Source organism: Pseudomonas sp. BYT-1, assembly GCF_023611805.1.
Lineage (GTDB): Bacteria > Pseudomonadota > Gammaproteobacteria > Pseudomonadales > Pseudomonadaceae > Aquipseudomonas > Aquipseudomonas guariconensis.
Genome location: NZ_CP072559.1, coordinates 327,914 through 345,590 on the forward strand (window position 1 = coordinate 327,914; position 17,677 = coordinate 345,590).

The window sequence follows — 17,677 nt, forward strand, 5'->3', positions numbered from 1 at the left end:
GTTTTGAGCTTGGAGCTACGAGCTTGGAACTACAAGCTGCAAGACGGGTGCGGTGAGGCTACCCTCTTGCAGCTTGCAACGGTCAGCTGTTGGGCAGCAGGCGGCAGGTGATGCTCTTGATGTAGCGGGTCTCGGGGATCGCTGGGTGCACGGGGTGGTCTGGGCCTTGGCCGCCGCGCTCGAGCAACTGCAGGTTGCGGTCCAGGTGGCGGGCGCTGGTCAGCAGGATGTTGTGCAGGTCGTCCTCGGGCAGGTGCATCGAGCAGGAGGCGCTGACCAGGATGCCATCCTTGGTGAGCATGCGCATGGCTTGCTCGTTCAGGCGACGATAGGCAGCCTCGCCGTTTTTCAGGTCCTTCTTGCGTTTGATGAAGGCGGGTGGGTCGGCAATGATCACGTCGAAGCGTTCCTCGGCGGCCTTGAGCTCGCGCAGGGCCTCGAACACGTCGCCTTCGATGCAGGTCAGCTTCTCGCTGATACCGTTGAGCGCTGCGTTGCGCTCGACGCCGTCGAGGGCGAAGCCCGAGGCATCGACGCAGAACACTTCGCTGGCGCCGAACACACCGGCCTGCACGCCCCAGCCACCGATGTAGCTGAACAGGTCCAGTACACGCTTGCCCTTGACGTAGGGGGCCAGGCGCGCGCGGTTCATGCGGTGGTCGTAGAACCAGCCGGTCTTCTGGCCATCACGCACAGGCGCTTCGAACTTCACGCCGTTCTCCTGTAGCGGGACCCAGTCCGGGACTTCCCCGTAGACCGTCTCGACATAACGTTCCAGACCTTCGGCATCACGGGCGGCGGAGTCGTTCTTGAACAGGATGCCGCTGGGCTTGAGCACCTGCACCAAGGCGGCGATCACATCGTCCTTGTGTGCCTCCATGGTGGCCGAGGCCAGTTGGACCACCAGCATGTCGTAGAAGCGGTCCACCACCAGGCCCGGCAGCAGGTCGGAATCGCCGTAGACCAGGCGGTAGCAGGGCTGGTCGAACAGACGCTCGCGCAGGGAAAGGGCCACATTGAGGCGGTGAACCAGCAGCGACTTGTCCAGGGGCAGCTTGGCGTCACGGGACAGCAGGCGTGCGCAGATGAGGTTGTTCGGGCTCATGGCCACCACGCCCAAGGGCTTGCCATTGGCGGCTTCGAGGATGGCCTGCTGACCGGCCTTCAGGCCTTGCAGCGGGGTTGCGGCAACATCGACTTCATTGCTGTAGACCCACAGGTGGCCGGCGCGCAGGCGGCGGTCGGCATTGGCTTTGAGGCGAAGGCTGGGCAGGGACATGACGTCGCTCCGGGAAAAAAGAGCGGGATTATAGCGTGTTGGCCATGCGCTGAGCGTTGCCCCGTCGGTTTTCCGCTGCCCGGACAAGCGCTTTTTCGGGTCAACCCCTCCCACAGGGTTCAGTGGTGCCCAGCGACACCGCTTAGCCTGTGGGTACGGGGTTGCCCGCGTCTCAGGCCAGCGCCTTGACCAGCTGTTCGCTGAATGCCGGAATGTCGTCGGGCTTGCGGCTGGTGATCAGGTTGCCATCGACCACCACTTCTTCGTCGACCCACTCGCCGCCAGCGTTGCGGATGTCGTCCTGCAGGGTCTTGTAACTGGTCAACCGGCGCCCCTTGGCCAGGCCACAAGAGACCAGCAGCCAGGCGCCATGGCAGATCACGGCGAGCGGCCTGCGGGCCGAATCATGGCTTTTCACCAGCTTCTGGGCAGCCGGGATGATCCGGATGGTATCGGAGTTCTGCACACCGCCTGGCAGCACCAGGGCGTCGTACAGGTCCAGGCTGGCGCCTTCGAAGGTGGCGTCCACGGCGAACTCATCAGCGGGCTTGTCATGGTTCCAGCCGCGCACCGTGCCTTCCTTGTCGCTCAGGATATCGACCACCGCGCCGTTGCGTTCCAGGGCCTCGCGTGGGCCGGTCAATTCCACCTGCTCGAAGCCATCGGTGACCAAGAAAGCCACGCGCTTGCCGTTCAGTATTGCACTCATGGGAGGTTCTCCTTTGAGGGTGGGTCTTGAGAGTGCAGGCCAGTGGCGTGGGGGAAAGTTCCGGCGCAGTGCGCCAGTGGTGGGTGCCCTGCCGGGCGGAGGACGGTAGAATTCGCCGTCCTCAATGTATGTGTGCACCATGTCCCAGGAACTCAGTCCCGAACAGATCCAGCAGGTCCTGCAAGGAATCAGCATCGCGCCGCAACCGCAGATCATGGTCGATCTGCAGTTCGAGCAGTACATGCCAGACCCGGACCTGGACACCATCTGCCGGCTGATCGCCCAGGATCCGGGGCTCTCGGGGGCGTTGCTCAAACTGGTGAATTCCCCGCACTTCGGGCTGGCCGACAAGGTCGGTTCGATCCAGCGCGCCGTGGCGCTGTTGGGCAGCGGTTCGATCATCAACCTGATCAACGCCTTGTCGATAAAGGGCGAGATGAGCGATGAAACCATCGTCACGCTCAATCGCTTCTGGGACACCGCCCAGGACGTGGCCATGACCTGCCTGACCCTGGCCAGGCACACCGACATCCCGGCCGTGGACGAGGCCTATACCCTGGGCTTGTTCCATGATTGCGGCGTGCCGCTGATGCTCAAGCGCTTCCCCGACTACATGAGCGTGCTGGAAACCGCCTATGCCCAGGCCAGCGAGCAGACGCGGGTGGTGGACACCGAAAACCGCATGTTCAACACCAACCATTCGGTGGTGGGTTACTACACCGCCAAGTCCTGGCGCCTGCCGGAGCACATCACGGCGGCCATCGCCAATCATCACAATGCCCTGGCAGTGTTTCGCGACGACGCTTCGGGCGATACTCGACTGAAGAACCTGCTCGCGGTGTTGAAGATGGCCGAGCACATCTGCGCCTCTTACCGGGTACTGGGCAACCAGGCCGAAGACCATGAGTGGCAGGTGGTCGGGCCCTTGGTGCTCGACTACATCGGCCTGTCGGAGTACGACTTCGAGCACCTCAAGCAAACCATTCGCGAATTGGGCGGACACTGAAAGACCATGCCGGAACTACCTGAAGTCGAGACTACCCGGCGCGGTATCGCGCCTTACCTGGAAGGTCAGCGGGTCAGCCGCGTGGTGGTGCGTGACCGGCGCCTGCGCTGGCCGATCCCTGAGGATCTGGATGTGCGTCTTTCCGGGCAGCGCATCCTCACCGTTGAGCGGCGCGCCAAATACCTGTTGATCAATGCCGAGGTCGGCACCTTGATCAGCCACCTGGGCATGTCGGGCAACCTGCGCCTGGTGGAGCAGGGCTTGCCGGTGGGCAAGCACGAGCACGTAGACATCGAACTGGAATCGGGGCTAGCCCTGCGCTACACCGACCCGCGTCGTTTCGGCGCGATGCTTTGGAGCCTGGACCCGTTCAATCATGAGTTGCTCATGCGTCTGGGGCCGGAGCCGCTGACCGACCTGTTCGATGGCGAGCGGTTGTTCCAGTTATCCCGCGGGCGGAGCATGGCGATCAAGCCGTTCATCATGGATAACGCCGTGGTGGTGGGGGTGGGTAACATCTACGCTACCGAGGCGCTGTTCGCGGCCGGCATCGACCCGCGGCGCGAGGCCGGCGGCGTCTCTCGGGCGCGTTATGTGAGGCTGGCGATCGAGATCAAGCGGGTGCTGGCAGCGGCGATCGAGCAGGGCGGCACGACACTGCGCGACTTCATCGGAGGCGACGGGCAGCCGGGATACTTCCAGCAGGAGTTGTTCGTGTATGGGCGCGGGGAACAGCCATGCAAGGTCTGCGGCACGACGCTCAGGGAAGTGAAGCTGGGGCAGCGGGCCAGCGTTTACTGCCCGCGCTGCCAGCGCTGATCATGATTGGGATCGCCTCATGGGCCTTCGCGGGTGAACCCGTCGCCACAGGTTACTGGTGGTCTTAAGAGCACCGCAGAATCTGTGGGTGCGGGTTCACCCGCGAAGAAGTGCGAAACCCTTGCCGAGCGCTTCAAGCCTTGCCGGTGATCCGCTTGTACTTTTCCATCAGCTCGTCGTGGGTCTCCGGGTGAGCTTCATCCAGAGGGATGCAGTCGACCGGGCAGACCTGCTGGCACTGCGGCTCGTCGTAATGACCTACGCACTGGGTGCACAGGTTCGGGTCGATCACATAGATCTCTTCGCCTTGGGAGATAGCGGCGTTCGGGCACTCGGGTTCGCAGACGTCGCAGTTGATGCAATCGTCGGTGATGATCAGGGACATGGGGGCTCCGGCCGGGGCTATTGGCCCGGGCATGTATCAAACCAGTGGGCACAATTGTGCCGCATTCGCGCCCGCAGTGCACGCTGGCGCGATGATCAGGCGGTGGGTGTCACTTCTTGAAGCGTAGGGTCAGCGCCTCGGCGACCACCGGGTGGACGAATTTGCTGATGTCGCCACCCAGGGCGGCGATTTCCCGGACCAGGGTCGAGGAAATGAACGAGTAGCGCTCCGACGGCGTCAGGAACAGGCTTTCGACGTCCGGCGCCAGTTGCCGGTTCATGTTGGCCAGCTGGAACTCGTACTCGAAGTCCGAGACTGCACGCAGGCCGCGCAGGAAGACATTGGCACCTTGCTCCTTGGCGAAATGCGCCAGCAGGCTCGAGAAACCGATGACCTCGACATTGGGCAGGTGCTTGGTGACCTCACGGGCCAGCTCCACGCGTTGCTCCAGCGGGAACAGCGGGTTTTTCTTCGGGCTGGCGGCGACTGCGATGATCACGTGATCGAACAGACGCGAGGCGCGCTCGACCAGATCGCCGTGGCCTTTGGTAATGGGGTCGAAAGTACCCGGGTACAACACTCGGTTCATCGCGTCATCCTGGCTGGAGTGCGTTGGGGAGTCGGATGGTAGCGCAGCGACTGCTGCCCGGCCAAGTCGCACGGCCGAATGAGGGCACTATAGACAGCCAGGCCGTTCGTTGTCATGCGCCCCGTGCCAGGCGGGTGGCCAGGGCGTCGCTGAGCCGGGCGGCGAGGGCGTAGACCGACAGTTGCGGGTTGGCGCCAATACTGGTGGGGAACAGCGAGCCGTCGTGGATCGACAGGTTCTCCAACTGGTGGTGCCGCCCCAGGCTGTCGCACACCGCCTGGCGTGGATCCTCGCCAAGGGCGCAGCCGCCCATTACGTGGGCACTGCCCAGGCGCGTGCGAAACGGCTCCAGGCGCAATTCGTCGATCAACGCCTGCGCCTGGGGCAGGTCTGTGGTGTAGCGGGCATCGCTGTGCACCGGTATCACTTGGGTAGCGCCGGCGGCGAACTGGATGCGCGCCATGCTCAAGTAGGCCCGGCGCAGGCCATCGCGCAAGTAGTCGGTGATGGGATAATCGAGCACCGGCGAGCCGTCGCCGCGCAGCTCCACCTGGCCGCCCTGGCTCTCGGGGTGGAAACCATCGCGCAGCAACGCCAGCATGACATGGGTATGTGGCAACGCGGCCATGCGCCGGGCGCTTTCTTGGCCATGGGCGCCCAGCAGCGTGCTTGCCAGCGCCGGATGCAGCGGGGGCACTTCGAGTTTGAAGCCGATCGGCCCATCGACGCCGTCGCGCCACTGGAATTGGTCGCTGTAGATGGACTGAGGCGCGCCATAGAACGGATCGATGCGCTCATCGAACAAGGCCGCGCTGAAATTGACCAGGTGCAGGAAGGTGCGCTTGCCCAGCCGTCGGTGCGGGTCGGGCGCCTCGGAGCGCAGCAGCAGGGCTGGGCTGTTGATGCCGCCGCCAGCCAGTACATAATGCCGTGCGCGGATCCGTACCTGGTACCCGGTCGGCTCCACGGCCCGGCGGTCCAGGGCCTGGCACAGCAGTTGGGTGATGCGCCTGCCGTCATGTTCGAATCGCTGCGCACGGGCCAGATAGAGCAGCTCGCCGTGGTTGTCGAGGGTGGTGGGAATGCTGGTCACCAGCATCGATTGCTTGGCGTTGACCGGGCAACCCATGCCGCAGTAGCCCAAATTCCAGCAGCCGCGCACATTGCGCGGAATCACTGCCCAGCGGTAGCCGAGCACTTCGCAGCCCCGGCGCAGCACGTCGTTGTTGGGGTTAGGCGGCAGGGCCCAGGGGCTGATGCCCAGGCGTTGCTCGATACGCTCGAACCAAGGGCGCAGGTCTTCGCTGGCGAGCCCTTTGACGCCGTGCTCCCGGGCCCAGTGCTCGAGGGTTTGCTCAGGGGTGCGGAAACTGGAGGTCCAGTTGACCAAGGTGGTACCGCCCACGGCGCGCCCTTGGAGGATGGTGATGGCGCCATCCTTGCTCATGCGCCCGAGCCCTTCCTGGTACAACTGGGCGTAGGCCTCGTTTTCCTGCAGGTGGAAATCGCTGCTGGTCTTGAGCGGGCCTTCCTCGATCAACAGCACCTTGAAGCCTGCGGCGCTGAGCAGCTCTGCGCTGGTGGCGCCGCCAGCACCACTGCCAATCACGGCGATGTCGGCCTCCAGCGTCAGGTCCTGGTCCAGACGCGAACCATCGTAGGTGATCCAGCCTCGGGCGAGGCCTTGGCGAAACGGGTCGGCGACAGGCATGGGCAAGCCTCTTAGTCAGATCTTCGGTGGGCCGGGATAGCCGCAGGCCGCCCAGGCCTCGGGGCGTTCGTACCAGGCCATGAGCAGCAGTTGCAGCAGCGAGGCGTGGCCCATGCGCAGCATGTCCAGCGAACTGTCGCGCCAGCGTCGCAGGAAGGTGTTCACCTGGGCGCTGCTGGCGTTTTCCCAACTGCCCCAGATGCCCGTCAATGGTCCACGGGTCAGCGGCAGGCTGAGCACGTCGAACAACTGGCGGGTGAGTTTGAGCATTTCAGGCGAGAGCGCTGCCAGCTTGTGATCCAGGCTGTGCAGTACCAGTGCGTCGCTGGCCTGAGTGCCGGCGAGCACCACCGGAATCACCGCAGCCAGCATCGGCAAGTCGTCTTCGCGTAGCACCGAGAAACCTGCAGCGGATGTCTGCGGCGCACAGCCGACCAGGCTGGCAGTGCTCAAGAAAACGCTGGCACCCAGGCTGAACCGAAGCAGGTCTCGGCGGTGCATGGCATCCCCTCGCTCAACGGATGAACAGCTTGAAAATCAGACGCTGCAAGGCTTTGCCATAAGGAGGGTAGATCAGCCGGGCGGTGTTGAGGCGTTGCTTGGCCAACACCGCCTTGGCCTTGCTGAAGGTCAGGAAGCCTTCATGACCATGGTAGTGGCCCATGCCCGAGGGGCCGACGCCGCCAAAGGGAAGATCATCTTGGGCCACATGCAAGAGCGTGTCGTTCAGGCACACGCCGCCGGAATGGGTGTTGCGCAGCACGTGGGCCTGCTCGGCGCGGTCGTAGCCGAAGTAGTACAGCGCCAGGGGCCTCGGGCGCTGGTTGATGTAGGCCAGGGCCTGATCGAGGTTGTCGTATGGCACCAGGGGCAGCAAGGGGCCGAAGATCTCGTCCTGCATCACCTGCATGTCGTCATTCACCGCCATCAGCACGTGAGGGGGCAGGCGACGACCCTGGCGGGGCTCGTCGGCATACAGGTCGAGCACCCGGGCGCCCTTGTCGCGGGCATCGGTGAGCAGCCGCTCCAGGCGTTGCAGTTGCCGGGTGTTGATGATGGCGCTGTAGTCGGGGTTGTCGGCGATGCGCGGGTACAGACGGCGCATGGCGCGTTGGTAGGCTTCGGCGAAGGCGTCGAGGCGCTCGCGAGGAACCAGCACATAGTCAGGGGCGACGCAGGTCTGGCCGGCATTGAGACCTTTGCCGAAAGCGATGCGCTCGGCGGCGGTTTCCAGCGGCACACTGGCGCAGACGATGGCCGGCGACTTGCCGCCCAGTTCCAGGGTCACCGGGGTGAGGTTGGTGGCGGCAGCCAGCATGACTTGTCGACCCACGCTGGTGGACCCGGTGAACAGCAGGTGGTCGAAAGGCAGGCGCGCGAAGGCCTGGCCGACTTCGACCTCGCCGAGCACGACGCTGACCAAGTCCGCCGGGAACACGCGCTCGAGCAGGGTCTTGAGAGCCTTCCCGCTGGCCGGTGAGGCCTCGCTGAGCTTGAGCATCACCCGGTTGCCGGCGGCCAAGGCGCAGGTCAACGGCCCGATCGCCAGTAACAAGGGGTAGTTCCACGGCACGATGACCCCGACCACGCCCAGCGGTTGATAAAGCACCTGGGCGCTGGCCGGTTGGAAGGCCAGGCCGACCGTGCGTCGCGAAGGTTTCATCCAGCGTTGCAGGTGACGCTCGGCATGACGCAGGCCTTGGATCGACGGCATCAGCTCGGCGAGCAGGGTTTCGTCGGCGCTGCGGCCATCGAAGTCTCGGTCGATCGCCTCGATCAGCGATTGCTGGTTTTGCAGCAGCGCTTCGCGCAGGCTCCGGAGCCATTGCCGACGTTGGGCCGCCGGCGGCATGGGATTGTTTGCGAAGGCTTGGCGCTGGGCATCGAACAACGCGGGCAGGTCGAGGTCGGAATGCACTGGAAGCTGAGTGATCGGCGAGGTCATGGCTGCTCCGCTGGGGTGCTCGGTGGCTAGAGCATATACTCTAATCCGTTGCCTGGACATTCAATTAAGGTGTGCCGTCTTGAAAATTTACCGACAGCGCGGACTCGTCTGCCTGCCGTCCACCCTGCCGGACTTTTCGCAGGTAAACCCGTTCCCACGGACCCCCGCGCCCGCAGCACTGTGCATTGCCTGGTCGATACGCCGTAAGATGAACCATCAACGAACCTGGAGCTGAGCATGGCCCCGCGCATGAAGACTCGCGAGCGCATCGTGCAGAACAGCCTGGAGCTGTTCAATCAACAGGGCGAACGTAGCGTCAGCACCAACCACATCGCCGCGCACATGGAAATTTCGCCCGGCAACCTCTACTACCACTTCCCCAACAAGCAGGCGATCATCGCCGTGCTCTTCAACCAATACGAAGAGCTGGTAGACAGCTTCCTGCGTCCGCCACAGGGGCGTGTCGCCACGGTCGAGGACAAACGTTTCTACCTCAAGGCCTTGCTGGCGGCCATGTGGAACTACCGATTCCTGCACCGGGACCTCGAGCACCTGCTCGACAGCGACCCGGAACTGGCTGCCCGTTACCGCCGTTTTTCCCAGCGTTGCCTGCAGCAGGGCCAGGCGATCTACCGGGGCTTCGTCGATGCTGGCATTCTTGCGATGGATGCCGCGCAGGTCGAATCGTTGACCATCAATGCCTGGATCGTGCTGACATCCTGGGTACGTTTTCTCAGTACTACACGCGAACATTCCGCGCATCTGGGAGAAGAAGCCTTCAAGCGTGGTGTCTACCAGGTGCTGGTGCTCGAACTGGGCTTCGTCACTGCCAGCGCGCGTGCCGCCGTGGATGCCCTCTGCGAGGAGTTCCACGTTCCGTTCAACCAGGCCCTGGAGCAGTGACCCCGGGCTTTCGTGCTATCGATCAGGAGATTGTCATGCCTCTTGCGCAATTGATCACCCCAACGCAGCTGGCCGAGCGCCTGGGCGCGCCTGGGTTGGTGATCCTCGACTGTCGCTTTGCCCTGGAAGATGTGGACTACGGCCAACGCAGCTACGCCCTCGGGCATATCGCCGGCGCGCACTTCGCGGATCTGGAGCGAGACCTGAGCGGGCCGGTGGTCAAGGGCGTGACGGGCCGTCACCCGTTGCCGGATCCGCAACGGCTGGTCGAGCGCCTGCGTGAGTGGGGGATGGACAACGACAGTCAGGTGGTGCTTTACGACGACGGCCCGGGCGCCTTCGCTGCCCGCGCTTGGTGGCTGCTGGCCTGGCTGGGCAAACGCGAGGGGGTGTCGATTCTCGACGGAGGCCTGAAGGCCTGGCACGCCGCGCATCAGCCGCTGAGCCTGGACCCTCCGGCCAAGCGTGAGGGCACCTTCACCGGTGCGCCGGACATGAAACTGGTGATCGACGCCGAGCATCTGGCCAAGGGGTTGGGCAATCCAGAAATGACTCTGATCGATGCCCGTGGCCTGCCGCGTTTTCGCGGTGAGGTCGAGCCGATCGACCCAGTGGCCGGGCATATTCCCGGGGCTCAGTGCGCGGCCTTCACCGACAACTTGGGGCCGGATGGGCACTTTTTGCCGGCCGAACAGCTCAAGCAGCGTTTTGCCCAGAAACTGGCAGGGCGGGCGCCAGAACAGTTGGTGGCCTACTGCGGATCGGGCGTGACCGCCTGCCACAACTTGTTCGCCCTGGCATTGGCGGGGTACCCGCTAGGCAGACTCTACGCCGGGTCGTGGAGCGAGTGGATCAACGACCCTGGCCACGGTGTGGCAACCGGTGATTGACGCCACCTGAGGAAAGCGGGGGCGTGATACAGGCCAATCCCTTCGACGATCAAGCCCCCTGCACCAACCACTGCGGAATCCTGCGCTCCAGGTAATACCCTGGATTGCGCAGGCTGCCTTCCACGAAGCCCACGTGGCCACCTCTGCTGTGCAGTTCCAGATGCGTGTCGCGCGCCAGTTCACTCGCAGTCGGCAGGCTATGGTCGAAGACGAAAGGGTCGTCGCTGGATTGGATGATCAGCGTCGGGGTGCGGTTTTCGCCCAAGTAGTAGCGACTCGACGAGCGCCGGTAGTAGTCGTAGGCATCGCTGAAGCCGTTCAGGGGCGCGGTGACCTTGCCGTCGAAGTCCCAGAAGTTGCGTAGGTTGCGCAATGACCCGAGCCGTTCCAGTTCGGCCAGCCGCTCCACATGGCCGTTGTCGCGAAAGTGCCGCTGTTTTCGTTGCACATAGGCCAGCAATTCGCGCATGAAATGCGCTTGGTAGACCTTCGAGAAACCCATCCCGATACGGTCGGCGCTTTGGTCCAGGCGAAACGGTACCGATACTGCGACTGCCGCTTGCAGTTGGCTGGCCGAGCCGCTTTCCCCCAGATACTTGAGCAACACATTGCCGCCCAGCGAATACCCCACCGCATAGAGCGGTGCCAAGGGTCGCTGGACACGCAAGTGACGGATGGTCTCGGCCAGATCCTCGCTGGCGCCGGAGTGGTAGCTGCGCGTCAACAGGTTGGGCTCGCCCGAGCAGCCTCGCCAGTTCACTGCGACACTGGCCCAGCTATGGGCCTGCAGCGCCTGCTGCAGGCCTTTGACATAGGGCGAGTGGGACGAGCCGGTCAGGCCATGGAGCACTAGGACCACGGGTGCGTTGACCTGATTGGGGCCAAGCCAGTCGAGGTCGAGAAAATCTCCATCGGAAAGCCACATTCGCTCGCGGGTGCGATGCAACTCGGGCGTTTTACGCCAGAGCGGGCCCCACAAGGTTTGCAGATGCGGATTGGAGAGGCCGATGGCGGGCGTGAACTGGGCGATAGGACTTGGCATGCTGGACAACTCGTCATGTGCTCGCCTAGCTTGCCATGAAGCGCCTCTTCAGGGGTTGCCCTATACGCCTATGGTCGGTGGCTCGGGCAACGGCTGCTGATCGACGGCAGGGCCAAGGGTGGCGAAGAAAGCCTTTTTTATATCGAGCCAGCCCCGAGCGGCTTGTCGAATGCCCTCGGGTGTCAAGGCTGCGAGTTTCTCCTGGTAGCTCGCCAGATGATTGGCTGGCAGCCCCTGATGGCTGAATGCTGCCAACCCGTTTGCCAGCACCGCATTGTCGGCCATGCCACGCATCAGCTTGCCCGCCAGCTGGTTCAGGGCCAGGTCGCACTCGGCCTGGGTGGGCCCATGGGCGATGAAGCATTCAAGCACGTTCGATACCAGGACCCTGGAGGCATCCCGGTATTCAGGTGCGATATCCCAGCTCACCTGCCACAGGCATCCCGCATCCATCGGTTCTAATACAGCATAGATGCTGTAGGTCAGCGCGCGACGTGTGCGCAGCTCGGGGGTCAATCGGGACTCGAACCCCGCTCCCAGGATTTCAGTGGCCATGAGCAGGGCTGGGTAATCCTCGTCCTTTGGCCAGACATGCAGCGGGAGTGTCAGCAGCACCTGAGTGCTGGCGCCTGGGCGCTCAAGATGCAGGGGACCAGCGGCAGGTACTGGCAGCGCTGGCGGAGGCACGGCGGCCCACTGCTGCGGCAGTGCCTGGGTAAGATCGTTTACCAGCGCTTGGGCCTCTTCACGGGACAGATCGCCAACCAGGCCGATGTCGAGATTGTTGGCGGAGTAGGCTTGTCGATGGAAGGCGCGTACATCGTCTGGCGTCAGGGAGCCCAGGCCATCGAGTGTTCCGGCCAGCGGGGTGGCATAGGGATGACCTGCGAGCAATTGCTCCATCGTGGCGTCGAACAACCGTGCATGCAGAGGCTGGAGGCTGCTTTGCTGTGCATCGACAAGGCGCGCGCTGATCTTGGCGACATCTTCTGGGCGCAAAGCAGGCCGGGCGACCATCTCGGTGATCAAGCGCAAGGCGCAAGCGCGCAGGTCCGGCGTGTTAAGGCTGCGCAGCGTGACGATCGCGCAGTCTTGGGTCACCTGCCGGTTCATGACCGCGCCCAGACCCTCCAGTCGCTCGGTGAATTGGGTGGCGTTGAGCTCGGCAGTGCCTTGGTCCAGCGCGTACAGGGCCAGGGCTGCCAGACCGGGCGTATCGCCGTCCAGGGCGCTGCCAGCCTTGAAGCGCAGCACCAGGTCGAACATCGGCCGTTCGTGTGAAGCCAGAAAACGCACGCGAGTGCCTTCTTTCGTACGCCAATGCTGTACGTCGTGCTTCACGAGCGGGAACGGGTCGAGGTCCAGGGCCTGCGCCGATGCGAGGTTGGCCAGCGTCTCGGTGAAGGTGTCCGGCGCAAGAGGGTTGCAGGTTTCGGCGTTCGCCGAGGGGGAAGAGAGATCGTTCATGCTGGCACTCCGTGCTGCAGGTAGGTTGTCGTCAGCCGCTCCCGCCTCAGGTATTCGCTGGCGACACGTTGCAGGGTGGCGCTGGTGAGGTCGCGGATGATTCGTGGCGCTTCATCGTGTAGCGCCGGATCCAGGCCGGCCGCGGCCGCATGGCCAATGAGCGTCGCCTGGTGCGCGAGGTCGTCCCGCTCGTAGAACTGCCTGGCCAGCAGGCGCAGCTTTGCACCTTCGAGCTCTGTTTCTGGTAGTGCAGCAGTTCGAAGCGTGTCGATCAGTTGCCATACCTCGGTAGCCGCCTGTTGGGCAGTGGCCCTGTCCGGGACCGTGGCGCTCGAGAGCGTCATCAGGGTGTCGCCCCGCACGTGGTGGTCATAGGAGAGTTGAGCGTATTTGAGGAGGCGTTTGTCACGCACCAGTTGGCTGTACAGCCGGGCACTGTAGCCAGTGCCCAGAACTTGGCAGAGCAAGCGCAGCGCCAGGACGGTTTCCTGAGAAGGGGCTGTGGCCTGGCTCGGGACGTTGAACGACATGAACAGGCCATCCACCAGCGTGGGCTGAACGAGCGTCTGGCTGCGTTCGGCAAGCACGCCTCTGTGCCGAGGAGCGGGTTTGGCATCAAGGGGGGCGGGTGGCAGGGCCGCGAAGTAAGTCTCTACCTGGTGACGCAGGACTTTGGGATCGACCGCGCCCGCGACCACCAAGGTCGCGTTGTTCGGTTGATACCACGTCTGATACCACGTCCGTACCGATGCCAGGCTCATCTCTTCGAGGTCGATCGAATATCCGAAGCTGGGCATGGCATAAGCGTTGTCCCCGTGGGCGAGCATTCGGTGCTGTTCAAATGCCAGCTGGATCGGCGAATTGTCGACTCTGAAGCGGCGTTCGTCGGCAACGGCTTTGACTTCCTGTTCGAATGCAGCCGGGTCCAGTGTGGCGTTCTTCATGGCATCGGCCATGAGTTCCAGAGCAACAGGCAGCCGGGAGGCAGGCAAGATCATCTCGAACGAAGTGGCGTCGTCATGGGTGGTGGCATTGGCCACACCGCCCAGGCGGGCGATCAATCGGGAGTACTGTCCAGCCGGGAGTTTACTGCTACCTTGGAAAACCAGGTGCTCGAGCAGGTGCGACAGGTTCGAATGCCCCGGTGGCTCGTGGCTTGCGCCGATGTGGTACCACAACTGGACGGCTGCCAGTGGGGCGCTGTGGTTTTCATGCAGGTAGACCGATAGACCGTTGTCGAGCCTGAAATGGTGCAAAGGGGCAGGCTTGGCTGATGCCAGTACGTCGAGACTGGCGCAACCTGTGTGGGCCTGATTAGGTGGAGTTGGGGAAGAAATCATCGCTGAAGTGCTCCTCATGGGCGATAAGCCGGAGCAGCTTCAGCGATAGAAAGGGTCTATCTGCGTTACATAAGTAGGCAGTCCGTCGATTCAGCCCCGTTGCCAGAGCGCGTAATGCACCTGCCCGGTCTTTTTCTCCCGGTGCAAGCGCCAGTTGCCGGGCATCTGCAAGGTGGAAGGCGCCGCTTCGCTCTCGGTGTAAACCCAGGCGCTTTCGCTCAGCCACTGGCGGTCTTCAAGCAGGTTGCAGGTGTCGGCCAGCAGGTCCTGGTGGAAGGGCGGATCGAGGAACACTACGTCGAACTGTTGTTTGGCCGGGCCTTGCAGGTAGCGCAGGGCATCGGTCTGCAGGATCTGGCCACGCGGGCAGCGCAGCACTTCCAGGTTGTCCTTGAGGTTGGCGATGGCCGCTGGGTTGCTGTCCAGGGCGACGGCATCCTTGGCTCCCCGCGACAGGGCCTCGAGTACCAGGGCGCCGCTACCAGTGAAGGCATCCAGCACCAGAGCACCCTCGATATAGGGCGCCAACCAGTTGAACAGGGTCTCGCGGACGCGGTCCGGTGTCGGCCGCAGGCCTTCACCTTCCGGGACCGTCAGGCGGCGGCTGCGCCACTCGCCGGCGATGATGCGCAAGTGTCCTGGGCCCTTGCTCTGGGCCTGGCCCGGACGGGCAGGGGTCGATGGCTTGGCCATTAATGCTCCGGTATGCCGAGCGGCTGCTCGGCGGGTTTGTCAGTGGGCGGCGGCAGTGGTTTCTGCGCCACGGTCGGGCCGACGGTGACGATCACCAGCTTGTCCGCCGCCAGGTGCTTGTTCATGGCGGCCTTGACCTGCTCGACGGTCAAGGCCTGGGACTGCTGCATGAAGTCCTCGAGCCAGGTCAGCGGCAGGTTGTAGAAACCGATGGCGCCCAGTTGGCCGACGATGCTCGAGTTGCTGGCATTCGACAGCGGGAAGCTGCCGGCCAGTTCGCGCTTGGCATCGTCCAGCTCTTGCTGGGTGGGGCCGGTCTTGAGGTAATCGGCGAGGATGTCCTGGACCAGCTTGAGCGTGCCTTCGCTCAGTTCGGCACGAGTCTGCAGATTGATCATGAACGGTCCGCGCACCTGCATGGGGCTGAAGGCCGAGTACACGCCGTAGGTCAGGCCGCGCTTCTCGCGTACTTCGCTCATCAGTCGTGTGCCGAAAGCGCCGCCGCCGAGGATCTGGTTACCCAGAGACAGCGCCGGCCAGTCCGGATCCTGGCGGTCGATGCCCAACTGCGCCAGCATCAGGTGGGTCTGCTTGGACGGGAAGTCGATGTGGGTCAGGCCAGGCTTGGGTTCGGCCGGCTGAGCAGGCTTGGCCAGCGCCGGCCCCTTGGGCAGCGCGCTGGAGACCTGGGCGGCGATGGCTTCGGCCTCGGCCCGGCTCAGGTCGCCGACCAGGGCGATCACGGCATTGCCGGCAGCATAAGCCTTGGCGTGGAACGCCCGCAGCTGCGCCAGGCTAATGCCAGGGATGCTTTCGGCACTGCCATCGCTGGGATGGGCGTAAGGGTGGTTGCCGTAGAGCTGGTTGAACAGGGCCTTGCCGGCGATTTTGCCCGGGTTCTGCTTTTCGTACTCGAAGCCGGCCAGCAGCTGGTTCTTGATGCGCTTAAGGGCGTCATCCGGGAATGTTGGCTTGCCCACCACTTCGGCGAACAGCTTCAGGGCTGGCTCGCGCTTGTCCGGGGTGCTCAGGCTGCGCAGGGTGGCCACGGCCATGTCGCGGTAGGAGCCGTTGCCAAAGTCCGCCCCCAGGCCTTCGAAGCCTTGGGCGATGGCGGTCACGTCCTTACCGGCCACACCTTCGTTGAGCATGGCATTGGTCAAGGTCGCAAGCCCTGGCACATCGCCGTCCTGGCTGCTGCCGGCCGCGAAGGTCAGGCGCAGGTCGAACATCGGCAGCTCACGCGCTTCGACGAACAGCACCCGCGCGCCTTCGGCGGTGCTCCAGCTCTGGATGTTCAGTTGGCGCCGACTGGGCGCCTTGCCGTCCAGCTCGGCCAGCGACTGCAACGTATTGGCCGGGCGCGCCGCCGTGTCCTGGGCCTTTGCGGCGTTGTCCGACTGAGCCGGGCGGGCCAGCACGAGGGCCAGGGCCACGACCAAGGTGATGATCCCGAGGCCGAACAGGGTGTAGCGTGGGGCGCTGCGATCACTCATGAGCGGACTCCTCGGGCAGTACGTGGGCAACGCTCAGGCGTTCGCGGGTGAAATAGGTGCGTGCGGCGTCCTGGATGTCCTGCGGGGTCACGCGCTTGAGCTCGTCCAGCTCGCTGTCGATCAGCTTCCAGGACAGGCCCACGGTCTCCAGCTGGCCGATGGTGGTGGCCTGGCTGCTGATGGAGTCGCGGTCGTAGACCAGCCCGGCGATCACCTGGGCGCGCACGCGTTCGAGCTCCTCGGCGGTGGGCGGGGTGGTCTTGAGTTCGTCGAGCAGTTGCCAGATGCCTTTCTCGACGTCGGCCAGGGTTTTCTGCTTCTGCACGTTCGGCGTGGCCGAGATCATGAACAAGCTGTCACCGCGGGTGAAGGCGTTGTAGCCCGACGAGGCGCCGGCCACCAGTTCCTGGCCACGCTCAAGGCGTGACGGCATGCGCGCGCTGTAGCCGCCATCGAGCAGGGCCGAGATCAGTCGCAGGGCATTGACCGCGCGCGCATCCTTGGCGGTGGCCAGGCTGGGCACGTTGAAGCCGTAGATCAGGCTTGGCAACTGGGTGCGTACATGCAAGGTCAGCTGGCGCAGGCCGGGCTCGGCCAGTTCCAGAGGCAGCTTGGCGGGAGGAACGGCTCGTTTGGGGATTGCGCCGAAGTACTTCTGCGCCAAGCCCTTGACCTCGTCGAGGGTGACATCGCCGACGACTACCAGCGTGGCATTGTTCGGGGCGTACCAGGATTCATACCAGTGGCGCAGCTCCTCGACCTTCATACGCTCGAGGTCGGCCATCCAGCCGATAGTCGGTGTGTGATAGCCACTGGCCGGATAGGCCATCGCGCGAAACAGCTCGTAGGCCTTGGCATTGGGCTGGTCGTCCGTGCGCAGGCGGCGCTCTTCCTTGATGACTTCGATTTCGCGGCTGAACTCATCGGCCGGCAAACGCAGGCTCGCCAGGCGGTCGGCTTCGAGCTCCAGGGCCACCGGCAGGCGGTCGCGGGCCAGCACTTGGTAGTAGGCGGTGTAGTCGTCGCTGGTGAAGGCGTTTTCCTCTGCGCCCAGGTCACGCAGGATGCGCGAAGCTTCGCCCGGACCGATCTTGGCACTGCCCTTGAACATCATGTGTTCGAGGGCATGGGACAGGCCGGTCTGGCCTGGCGTCTCATAGCTGGAGCCGACCTTGTACCAGATCTGCGAGACCACCACCGGTGCGCGATGGTCTTCGCGCACGACCACTTTCAGGCCATTGTCGAGAATGAACTCGTGGGTGGGTTGCGGATCGGCGGCAAGGGCCGCGAACGGCAGGCAGAGCGTGCTGAGCAACAGGCCAGCGGCGCGGCGGGCTAGAGCATTCATACGTTGGATAACCTGTACGGCGGCCCCCAGGGTTTAGCGTCGGCGGGCCAGGAGG

Annotated in this window: 17 protein-coding genes; 4 read left to right on the forward strand and 13 right to left on the reverse strand. The window is 64.0% G+C overall.

All coding sequences use genetic code 11. The features are described from left to right. Window positions 1–82: 82 nt before the first annotated feature. Window positions 83–1,279, reverse strand: coding sequence for a class I SAM-dependent rRNA methyltransferase (locus J5X93_RS01535; protein ID WP_043208660.1), 1,197 nt, complete (start codon window positions 1,277–1,279; stop codon window positions 83–85). Window positions 1,280–1,451: 172 nt separating this feature from the next. Further along, window positions 1,452–1,988 (reverse strand): type 1 glutamine amidotransferase domain-containing protein, encoded by a 537-nt coding sequence (locus tag J5X93_RS01540; RefSeq protein ID WP_043208659.1) that lies wholly within the window; start codon window positions 1,986–1,988, stop codon window positions 1,452–1,454. A gap of 193 nt (window positions 1,989–2,181) precedes the next feature. Between J5X93_RS01540 and J5X93_RS01545 the strand changes: the two genes are divergently transcribed. Beyond that, window positions 2,182–2,994: an HDOD domain-containing protein gene (locus J5X93_RS01545; protein WP_178113791.1), complete on the forward strand. Its 813-nt coding sequence runs from the start codon at window positions 2,182–2,184 to the stop codon at window positions 2,992–2,994. Window positions 2,995–3,000: 6 nt separating this feature from the next. After that, window positions 3,001–3,813 carry a bifunctional DNA-formamidopyrimidine glycosylase/DNA-(apurinic or apyrimidinic site) lyase gene (gene mutM, locus J5X93_RS01550; protein WP_090343398.1) on the forward strand — a complete coding sequence of 271 codons (813 nt, stop codon included), beginning with the start codon at window positions 3,001–3,003 and terminating at the stop codon, window positions 3,811–3,813. A gap of 133 nt (window positions 3,814–3,946) precedes the next feature. Here the strand turns inward: mutM and J5X93_RS01555 are convergent, their stop codons facing one another. The 5 genes from J5X93_RS01555 to J5X93_RS01575 form a co-directional block, all read right to left on the reverse strand. After that, entirely contained in the window at window positions 3,947–4,198 is a 252-nt protein-coding gene (locus tag J5X93_RS01555) for a YfhL family 4Fe-4S dicluster ferredoxin (protein WP_043208655.1), read from the reverse strand. 109 nt (window positions 4,199–4,307) lie between these two features. After that, complete coding sequence (coaD, locus tag J5X93_RS01560) at window positions 4,308–4,787, reverse strand: pantetheine-phosphate adenylyltransferase (protein ID WP_043208653.1); 480 nt, start codon at window positions 4,785–4,787, stop codon at window positions 4,308–4,310. A 112-nt stretch (window positions 4,788–4,899) separates the two neighbouring features. Next, window positions 4,900–6,498: a GMC family oxidoreductase gene (locus tag J5X93_RS01565; RefSeq protein WP_090343396.1), complete on the reverse strand. Its 1,599-nt coding sequence runs from the start codon at window positions 6,496–6,498 to the stop codon at window positions 4,900–4,902. A gap of 15 nt (window positions 6,499–6,513) precedes the next feature. Next, a complete protein-coding gene (locus J5X93_RS01570) occupies window positions 6,514–6,999 on the reverse strand; it encodes a twin-arginine translocation pathway signal protein (RefSeq protein ID WP_070571732.1) in 486 nt (161 codons plus the stop codon). Window positions 7,000–7,012: 13 nt separating this feature from the next. Continuing rightward, complete coding sequence (locus J5X93_RS01575; protein ID WP_090343393.1) at window positions 7,013–8,443, reverse strand: coniferyl aldehyde dehydrogenase; 1,431 nt, start codon at window positions 8,441–8,443, stop codon at window positions 7,013–7,015. A gap of 237 nt (window positions 8,444–8,680) precedes the next feature. Here J5X93_RS01575 and J5X93_RS01580 point away from each other — a divergent pair, with 237 nt between their 5' ends. Further along, a complete protein-coding gene (locus J5X93_RS01580; protein WP_043208646.1) occupies window positions 8,681–9,346 on the forward strand; it encodes a TetR/AcrR family transcriptional regulator in 666 nt (221 codons plus the stop codon). Between the two features lie 35 nt (window positions 9,347–9,381). Continuing rightward, on the forward strand, window positions 9,382–10,236 hold the full coding sequence (locus tag J5X93_RS01585) for a sulfurtransferase (RefSeq protein ID WP_102081422.1): 855 nt from the start codon (window positions 9,382–9,384) through the stop codon (window positions 10,234–10,236). A gap of 49 nt (window positions 10,237–10,285) precedes the next feature. Here the strand turns inward: J5X93_RS01585 and J5X93_RS01590 are convergent, their stop codons facing one another. The 6 genes from J5X93_RS01590 to J5X93_RS01615 form a co-directional block, all read right to left on the reverse strand. Then, window positions 10,286–11,278, reverse strand: a complete 993-nt coding sequence (locus tag J5X93_RS01590) for a hydrolase (RefSeq protein ID WP_043208643.1) — start codon at window positions 11,276–11,278, stop codon at window positions 10,286–10,288. A 60-nt stretch (window positions 11,279–11,338) separates the two neighbouring features. Then, a complete protein-coding gene (locus tag J5X93_RS01595) occupies window positions 11,339–12,745 on the reverse strand; it encodes a M16 family metallopeptidase (protein WP_250034315.1) in 1,407 nt (468 codons plus the stop codon). After that, window positions 12,742–14,103, reverse strand: a complete 1,362-nt coding sequence (locus tag J5X93_RS01600; protein ID WP_349666376.1) for a M16 family metallopeptidase — start codon at window positions 14,101–14,103, stop codon at window positions 12,742–12,744. The genes J5X93_RS01595 and J5X93_RS01600 overlap by 4 nt, the downstream gene beginning before the upstream one ends. A 72-nt stretch (window positions 14,104–14,175) precedes the next feature. After that, window positions 14,176–14,778: a 16S rRNA (guanine(966)-N(2))-methyltransferase RsmD gene (gene rsmD, locus J5X93_RS01605; protein WP_043208640.1), complete on the reverse strand. Its 603-nt coding sequence runs from the start codon at window positions 14,776–14,778 to the stop codon at window positions 14,176–14,178. Next, window positions 14,778–16,274 (reverse strand): M16 family metallopeptidase, encoded by a 1,497-nt coding sequence (locus tag J5X93_RS01610; RefSeq protein WP_090343385.1) that lies wholly within the window; start codon window positions 16,272–16,274, stop codon window positions 14,778–14,780. The genes rsmD and J5X93_RS01610 overlap by 1 nt, the downstream gene beginning before the upstream one ends. Continuing rightward, window positions 16,267–17,622, reverse strand: coding sequence for a M16 family metallopeptidase (locus tag J5X93_RS01615; RefSeq protein ID WP_090343382.1), 1,356 nt, complete (start codon window positions 17,620–17,622; stop codon window positions 16,267–16,269). Before J5X93_RS01615 ends, J5X93_RS01610 begins: the two co-directional genes overlap by 8 nt. Between the last annotated feature and the right edge of the window lie 55 nt (window positions 17,623–17,677).